Below are 20,761 nucleotides of genomic sequence, written 5' to 3'. Positions count from 1 at the left end.
GCCCTGCGCCTTCGCGCAGACCTCCCAAGCGCAGCAGGGCTCAGCGGAAGTGCCCCGTAAGGGGCGCGGGGAACTGCGCGAGCGGACACGACGCGCCCGCAGTCGGCATCGCACGGCAAGGGGCGCCCCCTTTCACCGGCCTCACGACCAACCAGGAGCAGGTATGACGCAGACGATCGCGGCGGAACCCGCCGCACCCGCGCGGGGAGAAGAGGACGAGCCGACCGGTCCGGCCACCCCCGGCACGGCCCAGGCCCTGAAAGAGCTGCGGCGGCCCGTCGCCGGACTGACAAGGCTCGGCACCGCCCTCGGCGGCCTCGGCGCGCTCACGATGCTCGTCCCGTTCGCGGGCATCGCCGAACTCGGCCGTACGCTCCTCGAACCCGGGCCGCTCGACCACGGTGAGGTCACCGCGACGGCGGCCGTCGTCGCCGTCGCGCTCGTCCTCGGCTGGAGCTGCAACGGAGCCGCGCTGTGGCTCACCCATGTCGCCGACGGCCGCCTCCAGGCGGATCTGCGCCGCCGCATGGTGGCCAAGCTCGGCGAGGTCGGCCTGGGCTGGTACTCGGAGACGACCTCCGGCCGTATCCGCAAGGCGGCGCAGGAGGACATCGACGACCTCCACCACCTCGTCGCGCACCACGACGTCGAGCTGGCGGGCGCGATCGTGCTGCCCCTGGGCGGACTCGGCTATCTCGTCTGGGTCGACTGGCGCCTCGCGCTGCTCGCGCTGGCGACACTGCCGGTCTACCTCGTCGCGTACGGCTACATGATGCGCGGCTTCGGCGGCAAGATGCGCGAGATGGACGCCGGGTTCGCCCGGGTCAGCGCGGCGATCGTGGAGTTCGTGCACGGGATCGCCGTCGTCAAGGCGTTCGGCCGCACCAACCGGGCGCACGCGGGATACCGGCGCGCCGTGGGCGAGTTCAGCGAGAAGTACGCGGGCTGGGTGCGGCCCGTGCTGCGGCTGGAGGCCCTCACCTCCATGGCGCTGTCCGTGCCGGTGATCGCGCTGGTGGGGCTCGCGGGCGGCGTCTGGTTCACCGAGGAGGGCTGGGTCACCCCCGCCGACGTGCTCGCCGAGGTGCTCGTCGCGGTGATCATCCCCTCCACGCTGCTCACCCTCAACCAGGGCTTCACGGCACAGCGCAAGGCCGTCGGCGCCGCCGAGCGCATCGTCGCGCTGCTGGAGACCCCGGCCCTGCCGGTCGCCGAGCGCCCCCGGGAGCCGGACGGGCACGAGGTCGTCCTCGACGGCGTCTCGTTCTCGTACGACGGCGCGGCGGCCGGGGACGGCCCGGCCGTCCTCGACGGCATCGACCTCGTCTGCCGTCCCGGCACGGTGACCGCGCTCGTCGGCGCGTCGGGGGCCGGCAAGTCCACCCTGGCCAAGCTCGTGCCGCGGTTCCACGACGTCACCGCCGGAGCGGTCCGGCTCGGCGGCGTCGACGTCCGGGACATCGCGCCGCGCGAGCTGTACCGGCATGTGGGGTTCGTGCTCCAGGACGTACAGCTCCTGCACGGCACCGTCGCCGACAACCTCCGCCTCGGCCGCCCCGGCGCGAGCGACCGGGAGCTGACCGAGGCCGCCACGGCGGCCCGCGTCCACGAGCGGATCCTCCGGCTCCCGAACGGCTACGACACGGTGGTCGGCGAGGACGCCGTCTTCTCCGGCGGCGAGGCCCAGCGGCTCGCCATCGCCCGCGCGCTGCTCGCCGACACCCCCGTGCTCGTCCTCGACGAGGCCACGGCCTACGCCGACCCCGAGTCGGAGGCGGAGATCCAGGACGCGCTGTCCACGGTCGTACGCGGCCGCACGGTGCTCGTGATCGCGCACCGGCTCACCACCATCACCGGCGTCGACCAGATCGTCGTGCTCGACGGCGGCCGGATCGCCGAACGCGGCACGCACACCGAACTGCTCGCAGCCGACGGGCGCTACGCGCGGATGTGGGCCGCCTACGCGACAGCGGACGCCGATTCCCCCGTCCCGGGAGAGGAGAACGACCGATGATCGCCCACCTCGCGAAGATCCTGGGCCCCGGCCACCGGGGCGCGCTGCGCTCGTACCTGGCCTGGCTCATCGGCTACGCCGTGCTCGAAGGCGTCGCGATGGCCTTCCTCGTGCCCGTCCTGCGCGCCGTCTTCGACGGCGACACGGAGGGCGCGCTGCGCTGGCTGGCCGTGCTCGCCGCCGCCGTCGCGGTCACCTGCGTCGCCCGCTACCAGCAGGCCATGCGCGGCTTCCGGCTCGCGCTCGTGACCCTTACGACGCTCCACGACCGGCTCGGCGACCATGTGGTGCGGCTGCCGCTGGGGTGGTTCACCTCGGAGAAGGTCGGCCGGCTCTCGCGCAGCGCGACGAGCGGCACGTTCATGGTCACCAACGTCTTCGCGCACCTGCTGACGCCCGTGGTCAGCGGCGTGGTGACGCCCGCGACGGTCGTGGCCGCGATGCTCGTGTTCGACTGGCGGCTCGGCCTGGTCCTGGTGCTCCTCGCACCCCTCCTCTACGCCACGCACCGCTGGTCCACGACGTGGGTCGGCCGCGCGGAGGAGGGGCGGGACGCCGCCGACGCGCTGGCGGGCAGCCGCGTCGTGGAGTTCGCCCGCAACCAGCAGACGCTGCGCGCCTTCGGCCGGGGCGTCGAGGGCTACGGCCCGCTGGAGGACGCCGTCGAGCGGCGCTCGGCGGCCGGCGGCCGGATGCTGAGCGAGACGATGCCGCGGCTGCTGGCCAACGGCCTGGCCGTGCAGCTCGCGTTCGCCGCGCTCGTCGCCACGGGCGTGACGCTGGTCCTGGACGGCGCGATCGAGCCCGTGTCCCTGGTCGCGCTGCTCGCGCTGGCGGCCCGGTTCGTCGGCCCGCTGAGCGAGGCCGCGGGCCAGAGCGGGATGCTGCGCATGGCGGGCAACGACCTGCGGCGGCTGGCCGCGCTGTTCGACGAGCGCCCGCTGCCGGAGAAGGCCGAGGGCGCCGAGCCCGTCGCGCTGCCGCGGCCGGGCGAGATCGAGTTCGAGCACGTCACGTTCGGATACGGGGACGGGGACGGGGACGGGGCGGCGCCCGTCCTGCGCGACGTCTCGCTGCGCGTCCCCGCACACACCATGACCGCCGTCGTCGGCGCCTCCGGCTCGGGCAAGACCACGCTCACCCGCCTCGTGATGCGCTTCTTCGACGTCGGCGAGGGCGCGGTGCGGGTCGGCGGGACCGACGTGCGCGAGCTGCCCACCGCCGAACTCATGGCGCAGCTCTCCCTGGTGATGCAGGACGTGTACCTCTTCGACGACACGCTGGAGGGCAACATCCGCGTCGGCCGCCCCACCGCGACCGACGAGGAGGTCCGCGAGGCCGCCCGGCTGGCCGGGGTGGACGAGATCGTGGAGCGGCTCCCCGACGGCTGGGCGACGGGCGTCGGCGAGGGCGGCGCCTCCCTGTCGGGCGGCGAGCGGCAGCGCGTCTCGGTGGCGCGCGCGGTGCTCAAGCAGGCGCCGATCGTGCTGCTCGACGAGGCGACGGCGGCCCTCGACCCGGAGAACGAACGCTACGTCCAGGCCGCCCTGCGCACCCTGATGCGCACCTCCACGCTGGTCGTGATCGCGCACAAGCTGCCCACGGTGGTGGCCGCCGACCAGATCCTGGTGCTCGACGGCGGCCGGATCGCCGAACGCGGCACCCACGAGGAACTGCTGGCCGCCGACGGCCGCTACACCCGCTTCTGGAACGAACGCCGCCGCAGCCGCGGCTGGCGCCTGGTGCCCGACGACGGGACGGAGGCGGCCCGTTGAGCGGGGACCTGACCGGGATCGTCGGGGCGTACGGCGACGTCGGTTCCCACGCGGCGCGTGCCCTGCACCGCGCCGGGGCCCGGCTGCGGGTCGGCGGCCGCGACGCCCGTACCGCCGAGCGCTTCGCCCGCTCCCTGGGGCCCGGCGTCGAACACCGCGCGGTCGACTTCCGTGACCCCGCCGGCGCCGACGCCTTCGCGGCCGGGCTGCGGACGCTGGTCAACTGCGCCGGGCCGTCGTACGCGATCGGCACCCGCCTCGCCGAGGCCGCGCTGCGCGCCGAGGCCGACTACGTGGACGCGGCGGGCGACGACGCGCTGTACGCCCGCCTCGACCCGCGCACGTACGCGCGGGCGGGTCGTACGGCCGTGCTCTCCGCGGGTCTGCGCCCCGGCCTGACCGGGCTGTTCCCGCGCGCCGTCGTCCGGGAGGCGGAACCGGCGCTGGGGGAGGTGCGCGGGCTCACCGTGCACACCGGCGTCGTGGACCGCTTCACGGAGGCCGCCGCGCTCGACTACCTCCAGGGCATGGCCGACGGCCTCACCCGCCCCCTCGCCGCCTGGCGCGAGGGCGGGCCGCGCGCCGGAGCCCTGACCCGGCGTACGGGCGCCGAACTGCCCTTCTTCGACGGCGGGCCCGGCGGCGTGACCGTCCTCCCCGGCCTGAGCACGGAGGACGAGCGCCTCGCGCGGGCGCTCGGGCTGCGGCACGGCGACTGGTACGCGGTCCTGTGCGGGGACCATGTACGGGCGGCCTTCGACCGCGCCCGGAGCCTGGAGCGGGGCGAGGCGGTCACGGCACTGCGCCGCGCGGCCCTGCTCGACCTCGCCGACCGCGCGCCGTCCGTGACGCTGGTGGTCACGGCGGAGGGCGAACCCGACGACGGGGGCGGGGGCGGGGGCGGTCCCGGCACGCTGACGGCGGTGCTGCGCGGCACCGGCAACGCGCCGCTCTCCGGCGCCGTCGCCGCCGGGACGGCACTCGCCGTGGGCCGCGGCGCGGTCGGCCCCGGCCGCCACTACGCCGCCGACGTGCTCGACGCGCCCCGCGTCCTCGAAGCCCTGACCGGCCCCGACGGGCCCGCACGACTGACGTGGCTCGGCCCCGGCGCCGCGCCGTTCGCCGCCGAGGAGGGTGCGCTGTGACCCCGCGGCCCGAACGGTTCCCCGCCCTGCTGCGGCGGCTCGACGCGCTCAGCCGGAGCGCGATGACCGGGCTCGTGCGCGAGGCGCCCGCCCCGCCCGGCGCGGGGGAGGCCGAGCTGATACGGGCGCTGCGGGTCGCGCCCCGGCACGTGTGGCTGTTCCGGCGCTGGCTGACGGCGCTCGACGGAGCGGAGACGCCCGGCGACGACCTCGACCCCGCCGAACTGGACGCCTGCTACGCCGAGTTGGGGTTCCCGCCCGAGATGGCGCGCTTCCACCGCGCCGCGCTCGCCCGGCTGCCGGAGCTGCTGCGCGACGAGGTGAGCGTGCGGGAGCTGCTGTTCGACGGCACGGACGTCGTGCCCGCCCTCGCCGCCTACCAGCGCAACGTCTTCACCGCCCACCTCAACGAGGCCTGTGGCCGCCTCGTCCGCGCGGCGGCGGCCGGGCGGCGCGAGCCGCTGCGGGTGGTCGAGCTGGGCGGCGGCGCGGGCACCACCACGGAGGCGGTGCTCGCCGCGCTGGGGGGCACCCCGGCCGAGTACGTCTTCACGGACGTCTCGCGGCTGTTCACGACCGCCGCGCGGGAACGCCTGGGCGTACGCACCGCGCTGCTGGACCTCGACGCGGACTTCTCCGGCCAGGGCTTCGACGCGGGCACGGCGGACCTGGTGCTCGCGGGCAACGTCCTGCACAACGCGACCGACGTGCCCCGCGCCCTCGCCCGTATCCGCGAACTCCTCGCGCCCGGCGGCGAGCTGGTCTTCACCGAGTCCACGCACGCCACGGACGCCGTGCTGACCTCGATGCTGTTCCTGCTCTCGCCACGGCCCGGCGTCCCGCCTCTCCGCGACGGCAAGGTCTTCCTCGACGCCGAGGAGTGGCGGAAGGAGCTGGAGGGCGCGGGCTTCGCCCTCTCCGACATCCTCCCCGGGGCCGGCTCGCCCTGGGCCGCCTCCGGCCAACTCTTGTGGCACGCCACGACCGTGGACAGCGCCCCCGCACCGCCGAGCGCCCTCGACCGACTACTTGCCGGGCTGGGCGAGGGGCACGTGTGCGAGGTGGACGGCGTGCCCTATCCGGCGGCCGAGCTGCGCGCGACAGCGGGAACGAACCGCACGGACACGGTCGGCCGCTTCGTGACCGGCCTGGAAGAGGCGGCCCGCCGAACCGAATCCCGCCCCGAGCCGAACCCCGAGCCGTGCCCCGAAGGGGCGCGGGGAACTGCGCGACACGCCACAGCGAATCCGCAGCCCGCGACGCACAGCAAGGGGCACCCCCTTCCCGGCCCGGGAGGGGCGGGCACGGCATCCGGTCCCCTGGCCGTGGTGGCCGGGGACCCCACCGGGGCCGTCGCCGCGCTACAGGCCTGGGCACAAGGGACGTTCGTCATGTGCGCAGCACCCGGCACGACGCCCGCGCGCCTGCTCTCCTGGCTGGAGCGCACCCGCGCCACCGAGGCCGTGCTGGCCGCCGCGCTCGTACGGGCGCTCCCGCACGAGCCCTCGGCCACACTCACCGACCTGTCGGCACTGCGCCGGGTGGTCTCCTCCGGCGCGTCCCCGGAGACAGTCGCGGCGTGGGCCGCGCTCGGACCCGAGGCCGTCGCGCCCCGCCCCGTGCCCCCTCCCGCGCCTGTCACCGACGAGGCGCTGGCGGCGCTCGCGGCCCGTGCCGCCGACGCGGCGCTGGACGGGCTCGACCTCGACCGCGCGCTGGACGCGCTGCGCGGCGTGAGCCGGGCCTCGCTCCTCTCCCTCCTGGGCGCCCTGCGCCGCGCTGGCTGTTTCGTACGGCCCGACGACCGGCACACCCCCGAGGAGGTCGTGCGCGCCACCGGCGCCGCCCCCGAGCACCGGCGCCTCGTACGGCGCTGGCTCGACGTGCTGTGCGAAGAGGGACTGCTCCGGCGCGACGGCGACGGGAAGGGACTACGGAGCGCCCCCGGTCCCGCCCCGGACCCCGCATGGGACATCGCGGCACACCACTGGAGCACCGCCTACGGCGGCACCGGCACCGTGGAGTACGCCCGCCGCTGCGCCGAGGCGCTGCCCGAGCTGCTGACCGGCGAGCGGCAGCCGTTCACCCTGCTCTTCCCCGAGGGGCGTACGGACCTGGCCCGCGCGCTCTACCGGGAGAGCGTGACCGCGCGCTATCAGCATCACGCCGTCGCCGCACTCGTCGCGGCGCTCGCGGGGCTCGCGGAGACGCGGCCGCTGCGCGTGCTGGAGGTGGGCGGCGGCACGGGAACGACCACCGAGGTGCTGCTCCCCGCGCTGGGGGAGCGGGGAGCGGACGTCGACTACGTCTTCACCGACGTCTCGCCCTTCTTCCTCGGCCAGGCCCGCGAGCGCTTCGGTGCCGCGCTGCGCTACGGCGTGCTCGACATCGACGCCGACCCGGTCGCGCAGGGCCACCCGCCCGGCGGCTTCGACGTGATCGTGGGCGGCGGGGTGCTGAACGCCGCCGCCGACACCGACGCCTCCGTCGGGTGGCTGCGCCGACTGCTCGCGCCCGGCGGCCGGCTGGTGCTCACCGAGCCGACGGCGGAGGAGCACTGGGTGCTCGCCTCGCAGGCGTTCATGATGGCCGCCCCGCGCGACGCCCGCGCCGCGACCGGCGCCAGCTTCCTGACCCTGGACCAGTGGCGCGGCGTGCTCGACCGCGCTGGACTGCGCCGCGCCGTCGAACTCCCCGCCCCCGGCCACCCCCTGGAGCCGCTGGGCCACCGGGTCTTCGCGGCGGCCCTCCCGGACGACGACCCCACCGAGTCCGAGACCGAGTCCGAGACCGAGTCCGAGACCGAGACCGAGACCGAGTCCGAGACCGAGACCGAGACCGAGACGAACTGAGGAACCACATGTGCGGAATCACCGGCTGGGTGGCCTTCGACGAGGACCTCACGGCCGACCGGCACCGCCGGACGGTCGAGGCCATGACCGCCACCCTCGCCGACCGCGGCCCCGACGAGGGCGAGGTCTGGCTCAGCCCCAGCGCCGCGCTCGGGCACCGGCGGCTCGCCGTCATCGACCTGCCCGGCGGACGGCAGCCCATGACGGCGCGCACCCCGGACGGCGACGTGACGCTCGTCTACTCGGGCGAGACCTACAACTTCACCGAGCTGCGCGGCGAACTCACCGCCCTCGGCCACCCGTTCACGACCGGCAGCGACACCGAGGTCGTGCTGCGCGCCTACCTCGAATGGGGCGACGGGCTCGCGGAGCGGCTCAACGGCATGTACGCCTTCGCCCTCTGGGACGGGCGCCGGGGCCGCGACCGGCTCGTCCTCGTCCGCGACCGCATGGGCGTCAAGCCGCTCTACTGCCACCGCACGCCGCACGGGCTCCTCTTCGGCTCCGAGCCCAAGGCCGTCCTCGCCAACCCCGCGTTCGCGCGCCGCGTGGACACCGGCTGCCTGCGCGAACTGGTCGGCTTCACGAAGGCGCCCGGCTGGTCGCTGTGGAAGGACCTGTACGAGGTCGAGCCCGGCACCGTCCTCACCTGCGACCGCGACGGGGTGCGGGAGCGCACGTACTGGCGGCTGGAGACCGCCGAGCACACCGACGGGCCCGACGCCACCGTCGCCCGCGTCGCCGGGCTGCTCGCCGACATCGTGCCCCGGCAGCTCGTCTCCGACGTGCCCCAGTGCGTGCTGCTCTCCGGCGGGCTCGACTCCAGCGCCGTCACCGCGCTCGCGGCCCGCCACCAGGCCGGGCGGGGCGAGAAGCTCCGCACCTTCGCGGTGGACTTCGCCGGGTACGAGGAGAACTTCCGCCCCGACGAGCTGCGCGAGACCCCCGACTCCCCGTACATCCGCGAGGTCGCCGCGCACGTCGGCGCCGCGCACCGCGACGTCGTGCTCGACTCCCGCGCCCTGACCGACCCCGCGCTGCGCCGCGCGGTGGTGGCCGCGCGGGACATGCCCATCGGGCTCGGCGACATCGACAGCTCGATGCAGCTCCTCTTCCGCGCGATCCGCGAGCAGTCCACCGTGGCGCTGTCCGGGGAGTTCGCCGACGAACTCTTCGGCGGCTACGCCTGGTTCCACCACCCGGCCGCCCGCGACGCCGACACGTTCCCCTGGCTCGCCTTCCAGAACACCTACACCGCCGACCGCACCGCGCCGCTCCGCGCCGAGCTGCGCGAGGCGCTCGACATCGGGCGGTACGTCGCCGACGAGTACGCCACCGCCGTCGCGAAGGTCGAGCACCTCCCCGGCGAGGACGCGCACGAGCGGCGCATGCGCGTCAGCAGCCATCTGCACATCACCCGCCTCGTGCGCGCGATGCTCGACCGCAAGGACCGGATGTCGATGGCCACGGGCCTGGAGGTCCGCGTCCCGTTCGCCGACCACCGGCTCGTCGAGTACGTCTACAACGCGCCCTGGGCGCTCAAGACCGTCGACGGCCGCGAGAAGGGGCTGCTGCGGCAGGCCGTCGCCGGGCTGCTGCCGCGCTCCGTCGCCGAGCGGGTCAAGAGCCCGTACCCCTCCACGCAGGACACCGGCTACGCGGTCGCGCTCCAGGAGCAGACGCGCGAGGTGTTGGCCGAGCCGGGCCACCAGGTCTTCGACGTCTTCGACCGCGGCTGGGCCCGCGCCACCGCCGACGCCGACCCCGCCGCCGTGACGGGCGGCGTCCGTACGGGCCTCGAACGCCTCCTGGACTTCCGCCACTGGGCCGACATGTACCGGCCGGACCTGAGCCTGGACTGACCGACCCGCCCCCCGGCCTTCCTTACGTACAGGAGCACCGATGCACTCCGAGGTCACGCCCCTCGAACCCCTCCCGCTCGGCGAGGACTTCATCCAGGACGCGCACGCCGTCGCCGCGCGGCTGCGTGAGACCGCGCCTGTCCGCTTCGTCGTCCTGCCCGGCGGCTTCCCCGTCTGGCTCGTCACCGGCCACGCCGAGGCCCGCGCGGCGATGACCGACCCCCGGCTGAGCAGCCAGGGGGTGTACGACCGGCTGGAGCGGATGCGGCTGGCGGCGGCTGGAGAGGACGCCACGGAGAGCCGCTTCGCGCCCGAACTGGCCCGCAACCTCCTCAACCTCGACCCGCCGGACCACACCCGGCTGCGCGCCCTGGTCGCCAAGGTGTTCACGACCCGCGCCGTGGCGCCGCTACGGCCCCGGATCGAGGCGATCGCCGACGAACTGCTCGACGCGATGGACGCGGGCGGTACGCACGGCACCGCCGAGCTGCTCGCCGACTTCGCCTACCCCCTGCCCATCCGGGTGATCTGCGAACTGCTCGGCATCCCCTTCGCCGACCGCGACCGGTTCACCGGCTGGTCGCACACCATGGTCGCGGCCGCCACGCCCGAGGAGATCGGCGCGGCCTCGACCCGGATGGCCGCCTACCTCGGCGACCTGGTCGAGGCCAAGCGCGCCCGGCCGGAGCAGGACCTGCTCTCCGCGCTGGTCCACGTGAGCCAGGACGGCGAACGGCTCTCGCGCGACGAACTGATCGCCACCGCCGTCGTGCTCCTCACCGGCGGCTTCGAGACCACCGTCAACCTCATCAGCAGCGGCACGCTCGCCCTGCTGCGCCACCCCGACCAGCTCGACCTGCTGCGCGCGAAGCCCGAGCTGCTGCCGAACGCCGTCGAGGAGTTCCTGCGCTACGAGACGCCGAACAACCTCTCCTCGCCCCGCTACGCCACCGAGCCCGTCGCGCTCGGCGACGCCGTCATCCCCGAGGGGCACTTCGTGATGGTGTCCTGGCTGGCGGCCAACCGGGTGGACCGCTTCGCCGAGCCCGACCGCCTCGACATCACCCGCCCCACGGGCGGCCACCTCGCCTTCGGCCACGGCATCCACTACTGCGTCGGCGCCCCGCTGGCCCGGCTGGAGGGCGAGATCGCCTTCGGCCGGCTCCTCGCCCGTTTCCCCGGGCTCGCGCTGGCCGTCGAACCGTCCGCGCTGCGCTGGCGGTTCAGCACCGCGATGCACGGCCTGGAGTCCCTGCCGCTGCGGCTGCGCTGACCTCCCCCGCGAGCCCCAGCCCTACGCACGAAGGAAGACACGCCACCATGCCCCCACTCGACGGATTCACCCCCTGGCCCGGGGAGACCGCCGCCCGCTACCGCGCCGACGGCTACTGGGACGGCCGTACCCTCGGCGGCCTCCTGCGCGACAGCGCCCGCCGCGCGCCCGGCCGTACGGCCCTGGTCGAGGGCGAGCGCCGCTGGACCTACGCCCAACTCGACGCCACCGCCGACCGGATCGCCTCCGGGCTGCGCGCGCACGGCATCGCCGCCGGGGACCGCGTGCTGGTCCACCTCCCGAACGTGGCCGAGTTCGCCGCACTCCTCCTCGGCTGCTTCCGCGCCGGAGTCCTGCCCGTCCTCGCGCTGCCCGCGCACCGCGAGAGCGAACTCACCCACCTGGCCCGGCTGTCCGGGTCCGTGGCCTATGTCCTCGCGGGCGACGACGCGGGCCAGGAGGGAGCGCGGCTCGCCGAGGCGGTCACCGCCGCCGCGCCGACCGTACGGCACGTCTTCGCCACCGGCACCGCCGACGGCCCCTGGAAGCCCTTCGGCCTGCTCCTCGCCGAGGAGCGGGGCGAGTTCGCCGACGCCGCCTCGCCCGGGGAGCCCGCCGTGCTGCTGCTGTCCGGCGGCACGACGGGCCCGCCCAAGCTGATCGCCCGTACGCACGACGACTACGGCTACAACCTCCGGGCCAGCGCCGCCGTCACCGGCACGACCGAGGATTCGGTCAGCCTCGTCGCCCTGCCCGCCGCGCACAACTTCGCCCTCGCCTGCCCCGGCATGCTGAGCACGCTGTGGGCGGGCGGCACCGTGGTGCTGGCCCCGGGGCCGGACCCCGAGACCGCGTTCCCGCTCATCGCGCGGGAGGGGGTGACCTCCGTCGCGCTCGTGCCGCCCCTCGTCCTCGCCTGGCTCGACGCCGCCGAGCTCCTCGCCCCCGACCTCGGCAGCCTGCGCCTCCTCCAGGCCGGCGGCTCCCGCCTCAAGGAGGAGGCCGCCCGGCGCGTGCGCCCGGTGCTGGGCTGCGCGCTCCAGCAGGTCTACGGAATGGCCGAGGGCCTCCTCAACTTCACCCGTCTCGACGACCCCGAGGACCTGGTCGCCACCACCCAGGGCAGGCCGCTGGCCGAGGCCGACGAGATCCGCGTCGTCGGCCCCGACGGCACCCCCGTGCCCGAGGGCGGCACCGGCGAGCTGTGGGTGCGCGGCCCGTACACCCCGCGCGGCTACTTCCGCGCCGAGGACCACAACCGCGCGGTCTTCACCCCCGACGGCTTCCTGCGCACCGGCGACCTCGTCCGCAGGCTGCCCACGGGGCACCTGGTCGTGGAGGGACGGGTGAAGGAAGTGATCAACCGGGGCGGCGACAAGGTCCCCGTCGAGGAGGTCGAGAACCACCTCCTGGCCCACCCGGGCGTGCACGACGCCGCGATCGTCGGCTTCCCCGACGCGACGATGGGCGAACGGAGCTGCGCCTTCGTCGTCGCCCACGACCCCGCGTCCCCGCCCGCCCGCCGCGACCTGGTCGCGCACCTCACCGCGCTCGGCGTCGCGGCCTTCAAGCTCCCCGACCGCGTCCGCGTGGTCGCCGCCTTCCCCCGTACGGGCCTGGGCAAGGTCGACAAGGCGGCGCTGGCCCGGTCGCTGGCGGAAGAGGGGGCGGCCCGGTGAGCGCCCCGGCGACGCCCGCTCCCGCCCCGGCCCCCTACCCGTTCAACGCCATGGACGGACTGGACCTCGCCGAGGCGTACGGACGCGCCCAGCGGACCGGGGGACTGACCCGGGTGCGGATGCCGTACGGCGAGCCCGCGTGGCTCGCGACGCGGTACGCCGACGCGCGGGCCGTGCTCGGCGACCCGAGGTTCAGCCGGGCCATGGCCCGTACCCGGGACGCGCCCCGCACGACCCCCGTCGAGCCGCTCGGCATCGTGTCCATGGACCCGCCCGAGCACACCCGCGTACGGGGGCTCGTCGCCCGCGCCTTCACCGCGCGCCGCGCCGAGGGGCTGCGCCCGCGCGTACGCGGGACCGCCGAGGCGGCGCTGCTCCGGATGCGCGGCCGAGGGGCGCCCGCCGACCTCGTGGAGGACTTCGCGCTGCCCGTGCCGATCACGGTCATCTGTGAGCTGCTCGGCGTCCCGGACGCCGACCGCGCCCGCTTCCGGGGCTGGAGCGAGGCGGTGCTCTCGACGAGCGGCGCGACCCCCGAGGAGTTCGGCCGCGCCACCGCCGCGCTGAAGGCGTACATGACGGAGCTGATCGCGCTGCGCGGGGCCGGGACGTCGCGCGGAGCCGGGCGCGCCGAGCCCTCCGACGACCTGCTGACCGCCCTCGCGCGGGCCCGGGACGACGACGGGGGCCGGCTGGGCGAGGACGAACTCGCCGAACTCGGCATCGCCCTCCTCCTCGGCGGCTACGAGACCACCGCCTCGCAGCTCGCCAACTTCACCTACACCCTGCTCACCGAGCGGCCCGGGGAGCTGGCGCGGCTGCGCGAGGACCCCGGCGCCGTCGCCTCGTGGACGGAGGAACTCCTGCGGTACGTGCCGCTCGCGGCCTCCGCCTCGCTGCCGCGCTACGCGACCGAGGACCTGGACATCGGCGGCACTCGCGTGCGCGCCCGCGAGCCCGTGCTCGTCGCGATCGGCGCCGCCAACCGCGACGCGCTGCGCTACCCGGCGCCCGCCGCCCTCGACCCCGCCCGCGACTCCCGCGCCCACCTGGCGTTCGGCCACGGCATCCACCGCTGCGTCGGCGCCGCCCTCGCCCGCGTCGAACTCCAGGAGAGCCTGCTCGCGCTCGCCCGGCTGCTGCCGGGGCTGCGGCTGGACGCCGCGCCGGAGTGGAAGACCGCGGCGTTCCTGCGCGGCCCGACGACGCTGCCCGTTCGCTGGTGAGAGCCCCGGTGCGGGCCCGGCGCCGGACCCCGGCACCCCGATTCCGGTGAGAGAAAAGGACGTTCCCTTGTCACCCATGAACCCCGACGCCCTGCGCGCCGTCCTCGCCGACGCGCTCGACATGGCCGCCGACGACCTCCGCGACGACGACAACCTCATCGCGCTCGGCCTCGACTCCATCAGCATCATGGGCCTCGCCGCGAGCTGGCGCCGGGCCGGAATGCCCGTCGCGTTCGGCGAACTGGCCGCGAACCCGACCGTACCGGCCTGGCACGCGCTGCTCACCGAGGCGGGGAACGGCACCGGGGCCGGGTCCGGAGCGGAGGCCGTGCCCGGGACCGGTACTGAGACCGGGCCCGAGGCCGGTACGGGAGCCGTACCCCGGACCGGCGACGACGGGGCCGAGCCCTTCCCCCTCGCCCTGATGCAGCACGCGTACTGGGCCGGACGCACCCCGGGCCAGAAGCTGGGCGGCGTCGCCGCGCACTTCTACCACGAGTTCGACGGCACCGACGTGGACCCCGGACGCCTGGAGGCCGCCGTACGGGCCGTGCTCGCCCGGCACGGCATGCTGCGCGCGCAGATCCTCGACGACGGCACCCAGCGCATCCTCGGCACCAGCCCCTGGCCGGGCCTGCGCGTCCACGACCTGCGCCGCGCCACGGAACGGGAGACCCGCGACGAGCTGGAGCGGATCCGCGCGTCCCTCTCCCACCGGCGGCTCGACATCGCGGCGGGCGAGGTCTTCGACGTACGCCTCTCCCTGCTGCCCGGCCGCCGCACCCGCGTGCACATCAACCTCGACATGGTCGCCGCCGACGCGCTGAGCCTCCGGATCCTCCTCGCCGACCTCGCCGAGCGCTACGAGAACGGCGGCGCGGCCGGGAACGAGCCGCCCGGCTACACCTACCCCCGCTACCTCGCCGAGCGCGCCGCCCACCGCACCGGGCCGGGCGCGGCGGCGCTGGAGGCCGACCGCGCGTACTGGCAGCGGCGACTGGCCGAACTGCCGGGCCCGCCCGGGCTGCCCGCGGCGGGCAGCGGCGCCGACGCCGCGACCACCGTCGTACGCCGCCACCGCACCCTGGGCCCCGGCCGCAGGGCGCTCCTGGAGGAGCGGGCGCGGCGGCACGGGCTGACCCCGGCGATGGCGCTGACCGCGGTGTTCGCCGAGACCCTGACGGCGTGGAGCGACGAGCCCGCCTTCCTGCTCAACCTGCCGCTGTTCGACCGCGAGCCGCTGCATCCGGACGTCGGCGCGCTCGTCGGCGACTTCACCTCCTCGGTGCTGCTCGCCTGGGACGGGGCCGCGCCCGGCACGTTCGCCGAACGCGCGGCGCGGCTCCAGGAGCGGTTCCACGCCGACGCGGCGCACGCGGGCCACTCCGGCGTCGAGGTGCTGCGCGACCTGACCCGGCAGCGCGGCGAACAGACCCTCGCACCCGTCGTCCACACCAGCGCCCTGGGCCTCGGCCCGCTCTTCCCCGACGCCGTGGGCCGCTGCTTCGGCGAGGCCGTGTGGATCATCTCCCAGGGCCCGCAGGTCTGGCTCGACGCGCAGGTGACCGAGGTGGACGGGGGACTGCTGGTCAACTGGGACGCGCGGGAGGACGCGTTCGCGCCCGGCGTGCTGGACGCGATGTTCGCCGCGTACGGAACCCTGCTCGACCGGCTGCTCGCCGAGGATCCCGGCGACGGCGACGGCGACGGCGACGGTGACGGTGATGGTGCTGGCGACGCGTGGACCGCGCCCGTACCGGCGCTGCTCCCGGACGCCCAACTCGCCGTACGGGCACGGGTGAACGACACAGGCGAGCCGCCCGGAGCCGGGGCCCGGCTGCACGACCCGTTCTTCGCGGGCGCCGCCGAACGGCCGGACGCGCCCGCGCTGCTGTGGGGCGAGGACGGCGTACTGGCCCACGGCGAACTCGCCGCGCGCGCCCTCACCGTCGCCGGGCACCTGCGCGCGCACGGCGTCCGGCCCGGCGACCTCGTCGCCGTGTCGCTGCCCAAGGGCCCCGGGCAGATCGTCGCCGTCCTGGGCGTGCTGGCCGCCGGAGCCGCGTACCTCCCCCTGGGCACCGACCAGCCCGAGGCGCGGCGGCGGCGCATCCTGGACGCGGCGGGCGCCCGGCTCCTCCTCGACGACCTCACCGTCCCCCTCGCCACCGCCGAGCCGCTGCCCGGCCCCGTCGAAACGGCCCCGGACTCCCTCGCGTACGTCCTCTACACCTCCGGCTCCACCGGCGAGCCCAAGGGCGTCGAGGTCACGCACGCGGCGGCCGCCGGGACGGTCGCGGATCTGGCCGAACGCTTCGGACTGGGCCCCGGCGCGCGGGCGCTGGCGCTCTCGGCGCTGGAGTTCGACCTGTCCGTCTTCGACATCTTCGCCCCGCTCGGCCGGGGTGGCGCGGTCGTCTGCGTGGCGGAGGAGGACCGCCGCGACGCCACCGTCTGGGCGGCGCTGCTGCGCCGGCACCGCGCGACCGTCCTCAACTGCGTCCCCGCGCTCCTCGACATGCTGCTCACGGTGCTCGAAGCCGAGCCCCGGGAGACGCCCGTGCCGCTGCGCGCGGTGCTGCTCGGCGGCGACCGCGTCCCCTACGACCTGCCCCGCCGCGTGCACGCGCTCGCCCCGCGCTGCCGCTGCGCCGGACTCGGCGGCACGACGGAGACGGCCATCCACTCCACGGTGCACGAGGTCGCCCCCGGCGCCGAGGCGGACGGCCCGGTCCCGGTCCCGTACGGCGTCCCGCTGCGCGGCGTCACCTGCCGCGTCGTCGACCCGCTGGGCCGCGACCGCCCCGATCTGGTGCCCGGCGAGCTGTGGATCGGCGGCACGGGCGTCGCGCGCGGCTACCGGGGCGACCCGGAGCGCACGGCCGACCGGTTCGTCACGCACGGCGCCAGCCGCTGGTACCGCACCGGCGACCGCGCCCGCTACCTCCCGGACGGCACCCTGGAGTTCCTCGGCCGCACCGACCACCAGGTCAAGGTGCGGGGGCACCGCGTCGAACTCGGCGAGATCGAGGCGGCCCTGACGGAGTCCCCGTCCGTGGCCGCGGCCGTCGCCGTACTGACCTCGAAGGGCCGCCTGGCGGCGGCCGTGGTCCCGGCCGACCGGGAAGCGGACCGCGGCCCGGGCCTGGACCGGCTGCGGGAGGAGGCCGCACGGCGGCTGCCGGGGGTCATGGTGCCCGAGACGTTCGCCGTGCTGGCCGCGCTGCCGCTGACGGCCAACGGCAAGGTCGACCGGGCCGCCGTCCGCACCACGCTCGGCGAGCTGCCCGGGCCCGACGGGAGCGGCCCGGCCACCCCGCCCCGTACGGACGCCGAACGGCTCGTGGCCGCCGCCTGGCGCGACGTGCTCGGGATCGGCACCCCCGGACGGCCCGGCCGTGAGGACGACTTCTTCGCCCTCGGCGGCGACTCGCTGCTCGCGACCCGCCTCCTCGCCCGGCTGAGCGCGGACGGCGCCTCCGGAGCGGCCCTCGGCGCCCTGTTCGCGCACCCCGTGCTGGCCGACTTCGCGCAGACCCTGCGGCTCGGCACCGGGCCCCGCGCCCAGCCGTCGCCGCCCCCGGCCGACCCCGCGCACCGGCACGACCCGTTCCCGCCGACCGACGTGCAGCTCGCGTACTGGCTCGGCCGCAGCGAGGACTTCACGCTGGGCGGGGTCGGCTGCCACTTCTACCGCGAGTACGACATCACCGGGCTCGACGTCCCCCGCCTCGAAGAGGCCGTCAACCGGCTCGTCGCCCGGCACGAGATGCTGCGGGCCGTCTTCGACGAGCGCGGCGACCAGAGCGTACTGCCCGAGGACCAGGTGCCGCGCCTCACCGTCCCCGTGACCGAGGTCCCGGACGGCGAGGACCCCGGCCCCGCCCTCGACGCGCTCCGCGACACCTGGTCGCACCGCGTCTTCGACCCCGCGCGCTGGCCCCTCTTCGGCGTCGCCGCCGTCCGCCACGGCACCGGCGCCGGGGCCCGCACGCGGCTCGCCCTCGGCATGGACAACCTCGTGCTCGACGCGCTGAGCATCCTCACCTTCTACGCCGAGCTGTCGGCGCTCTACGCCTCCCTGGACCCGTTTCCCGCCCCCGGTACCGTGCCGCGTCCCGAACTCCCGCCGCCCGGGCTCTCGTTCCGCGACTACGTCCTCGGCACGGCCCCCGCCCCCGAGGAGCTGGAGGCGGCCGAGAGCCACTGGTCGGAGCGGCTCGACACGCTGCCGCCCCCGCCCCGCCTCCCGCTCGCCGCCGACCCGGCGCAGGTGGAGCGGCCCCGCTTCAGCCGCCGTACCGCCACCCTCGGCGCGGCGCGCTGGCGCGCCCTCACCGAGCGGGCCCGCGCCCACGGGGTGACGCCCTCGGCCGTACTGCTCACGGCGTACTGCGAGGTCCTCTCCCGCTGGAGCGCGCAGGGCGAACTCGCGGTGAACCTCACCCTGTTCGACCGCCGCGAGGTCCACCCCGACATCCACCGCGTGCTCGGCGACTTCACCTCGCTGCTGCTCGTCGGCCACCACCCCGAACCCGGCGAGGCATGGCTGGCCCGCACGCGGCGCGTGCAGCACGAGCTGTGGCAGGCGCTCGACCACCGCGCCGTCTCCGCGGTGCGCGTGCTGCGCGAGCTGGCCCGGCGCACGGGCGAGGCCGAGGTGACCGTGCCCGTGGTCTTCACCAGCGCGCTGGGCATGACGGCGGAACGGGACGGGGGAACCGGCGAGGACGAGGGCGGGCTCTTCACGGACCAGGTCTGGGGCATCACGCAGACCCCGCAGGTCTGGCTCGACCACCAGGTCGTCGAGCGGCGCGGCCCGGACGGCATGTGCGTGGACCTGCACTGGGACGCGGTGGACGAACTGTTCCCGCCCGGGCTGCTGGACACCATGTTCGACGCCTACGGGCGGCTGCTCGACTGGATCGCCTCCGGCGACTGGACGCGGCCCGCGCCCGCCCCACTGCCCGCCGCGCAGCGCGAGGCCCGCCGCCGGGTCAACGCGACCGACGCCGCCCAGCGCGAGACGCTGCTCCACGCCCCGTTCTTCCGCCGCGCGGCCACGCGTCCGCACGCGCCCGCCGTGATCAGCGAGACCGGGGACGGCACCGTCCGGACCCTCACCCACGGCGAACTGGCCGAGCACGCCCTGCGCGTGGCCGCGCTGCTCGCCGCGCACGGCGTGGGCCCCGAGGAACCCGTCGCGGTCTCCCTGCCCAAGGGCCCCGAGCAGATCGCCGCCGTCCTGGGAGTGCTGGCCGCCGGAGCGGCGTACGTCCCCGTCGGCGTCGACCAGCCCCCCGTACGGCGCGACCGCATCCTCGCCTCGGCGGGCGTCCGCCTCGCGCTCACGGGCGAGGACGAGGGGGCCGAAGGGGCCGAGAGGGCCGAGGGGGCCGACGGAGAAGGAGAAGGCGAGACGGGAGCCGGGCCGACCGGGACGGTGGGGGAGGAAGGGCGGTCCGTCACGCGGCTGCCGCTCTCCGAGGCCGCGCGCCTCGCGCCCGCGCCCGCCCCGGACCTCGCGCGCACCGACCCCGACGGCCTCGCGTACACCATCTTCACCTCGGGCTCGACCGGGGAGCCCAAGGGCGTGGAGATCAGCCATCGCGCCGCCGCCAACACCGTCGAGGACCTCGTCGCGCGCTGCGGGATCGGCGACGGCGACCGCGTACTCGCCGTCTCCGCACTCGACTTCGACCTGTCCGTCCACGACATCTTCGGGCTTCTCGGGGCCGGGGGAGCGGTCGTGACCGTCGCCGAGCACGAGCGCCGCGACCCGCACCGCTGGGCCGCGCTCGCCCGACGGCACCGCGTGACCGTGTGGAACACGGTGCCGACGCTGATGGACATGCTGCTCGTCGTCGCCGAGGCCGATCCGGAGGCGGCCCCCCGCGAACTGCGCGTCGCGCTGCTCTCCGGCGACTGGATCGGCCTCGACCTGCCCGGCCGGGTCGCCGCCGCGCTGCCCGGCTGCCGCCTGCTCGCGCTCGGCGGTGCGACGGAGGCGGCGATCTGGTCCAACGCGTACGAGGCCGACCGCCAGGACCCGCACCCCGGCTGGCGCTCGGTGCCCTACGGCTATCCGCTGCGCAACCAGCGCTACCGCGTCGCCGACGCGTGGGGCCGCGACTGCCCCGACTGGGTGCCGGGCGAGCTGTGGATCGGCGGCGCCGGTCTCGCGCGCGGGTACCGGGCGGCGCCGGAGCTGACGGCGCGGAAGTTCGTCACGTACGAGGGACGGCGCTGGTACCGCACCGGCGACCTCGGCCGGTACCGGCCCGGCGGCCTGCTGGAGTTCCTCGGCAGGGAGGACGACCAGGTGAAGGTGCGGGGCCACCGCATCGAACTGGGCGAGATCGAGGCCGCGCTCGCCGCGCACCCCTCGGTGGACCGCGCCGCCGTCGCCGTCACCGACCGTGCGGGGGTACGCGGACTGACGGCGGGCGTCGTCACGGTCCCGGACCCCGTCGCCCCGGACCCCGTCACCCCGGCGGCCCTCCGGAGCTGGCTGGCCGCACGCCTCCCGGCCCACATGCTCCCCGACCACCTCGCCGTCCTGCCCGAACTCCCCCTCACCGCCAACGGCAAACTCGACCGCGAAGGCCTCGCCGCCCGTACGGCGCACGAGCACGGCGAGCCGGAGAGTGCCGCGCCGGAGGGCGAGGTGGAGACCACGCTGGCCGCGCTCTGGTCGGCCGTCCTGGAGACCCCGGTGAAGGGACGGGACGACAATTTCTTCGCCCTCGGCGGGGACAGCGTCAAAGCCGTCCGCTTCACCGAACAGGCCGCCCGGACCCTGGGCACGCACATCCCCCTGGCCCGCTTCTTCGCCCGCCCCACGATCCGCGGCATCTCCTCCTACCTGGAGGAGAGAGCGGAGGAGGAGGCCCGGACCGCGGCGGAATCGGAGGAAGGCGTGATCTGAGCACTGC

Annotated in this window: 9 protein-coding genes; all 9 read left to right on the top strand. The window is 75.9% G+C overall.

From position 1 onward, the window contains the following. Positions 1–163: 163 nt before the first annotated feature. Complete coding sequence (locus tag ABD343_RS08835) at positions 164–2,014, top strand: ABC transporter ATP-binding protein (protein ID WP_344525877.1); 1,851 nt, start codon at positions 164–166, stop codon at positions 2,012–2,014. Continuing rightward, positions 2,011–3,789, top strand: coding sequence for an ABC transporter ATP-binding protein (locus ABD343_RS08830; protein WP_344525875.1), 1,779 nt, complete (start codon positions 2,011–2,013; stop codon positions 3,787–3,789). The genes ABD343_RS08835 and ABD343_RS08830 overlap by 4 nt, the downstream gene beginning before the upstream one ends. Then, positions 3,786–4,934, top strand: coding sequence for a saccharopine dehydrogenase NADP-binding domain-containing protein (locus tag ABD343_RS08825; RefSeq protein WP_344525873.1), 1,149 nt, complete (start codon positions 3,786–3,788; stop codon positions 4,932–4,934). Before ABD343_RS08830 ends, ABD343_RS08825 begins: the two co-directional genes overlap by 4 nt. Beyond that, positions 4,931–7,786 (top strand): class I SAM-dependent methyltransferase, encoded by a 2,856-nt coding sequence (locus ABD343_RS08820; protein ID WP_344525871.1) that lies wholly within the window; start codon positions 4,931–4,933, stop codon positions 7,784–7,786. The genes ABD343_RS08825 and ABD343_RS08820 overlap by 4 nt, the downstream gene beginning before the upstream one ends. An 8-nt stretch (positions 7,787–7,794) precedes the next feature. Then, on the top strand, positions 7,795–9,648 hold the full coding sequence (asnB, locus tag ABD343_RS08815) for an asparagine synthase (glutamine-hydrolyzing) (RefSeq protein ID WP_344525869.1): 1,854 nt from the start codon (positions 7,795–7,797) through the stop codon (positions 9,646–9,648). Between the two features lie 40 nt (positions 9,649–9,688). Next, complete coding sequence (locus ABD343_RS08810) at positions 9,689–10,921, top strand: cytochrome P450 family protein (RefSeq protein WP_344525867.1); 1,233 nt, start codon at positions 9,689–9,691, stop codon at positions 10,919–10,921. Between the two features lie 47 nt (positions 10,922–10,968). Next, complete coding sequence (locus tag ABD343_RS08805; protein ID WP_344525865.1) at positions 10,969–12,600, top strand: (2,3-dihydroxybenzoyl)adenylate synthase; 1,632 nt, start codon at positions 10,969–10,971, stop codon at positions 12,598–12,600. A 50-nt stretch (positions 12,601–12,650) separates the two neighbouring features. After that, on the top strand, positions 12,651–13,826 hold the full coding sequence (locus ABD343_RS08800; RefSeq protein WP_344526397.1) for a cytochrome P450: 1,176 nt from the start codon (positions 12,651–12,653) through the stop codon (positions 13,824–13,826). Between the two features lie 76 nt (positions 13,827–13,902). Then, entirely contained in the window at positions 13,903–20,754 is a 6,852-nt protein-coding gene (locus tag ABD343_RS08795; RefSeq protein WP_344526395.1) for an amino acid adenylation domain-containing protein, read from the top strand. Positions 20,755–20,761: the final 7 nt, after the last annotated feature.

It is taken from the genome of Streptomyces albiaxialis (assembly GCF_039530985.1).
Classification (GTDB): domain Bacteria; phylum Actinomycetota; class Actinomycetes; order Streptomycetales; family Streptomycetaceae; genus Streptomyces; species Streptomyces albiaxialis.
This window is presented reverse-complemented; position numbering and strand designations above follow the sequence as displayed.

Bases quoted from the DNA above. Each gene is read 5' to 3' on its own strand.
- ABD343_RS08805 (WP_344525865.1), top strand. From the start codon at position 10,969: ATGCCCCCACTCGACGGATTCACCCCCTGGCCCGGGGAGACCGCCGCC.
- ABD343_RS08810 (WP_344525867.1), top strand. From the start codon at position 9,689: ATGCACTCCGAGGTCACGCCCCTCGAACCCCTCCCGCTCGGCGAGGAC.
- ABD343_RS08835 (WP_344525877.1), top strand. From the start codon at position 164: ATGACGCAGACGATCGCGGCGGAACCCGCCGCACCCGCGCGGGGAGAA.
- asnB (WP_344525869.1), top strand. From the start codon at position 7,795: ATGTGCGGAATCACCGGCTGGGTGGCCTTCGACGAGGACCTCACGGCC.
- ABD343_RS08800 (WP_344526397.1), top strand. From the start codon at position 12,651: ATGGACGGACTGGACCTCGCCGAGGCGTACGGACGCGCCCAGCGGACC.
- ABD343_RS08795 (WP_344526395.1), top strand. From the start codon at position 13,903: ATGAACCCCGACGCCCTGCGCGCCGTCCTCGCCGACGCGCTCGACATG.
- ABD343_RS08830 (WP_344525875.1), top strand. From the start codon at position 2,011: ATGATCGCCCACCTCGCGAAGATCCTGGGCCCCGGCCACCGGGGCGCG.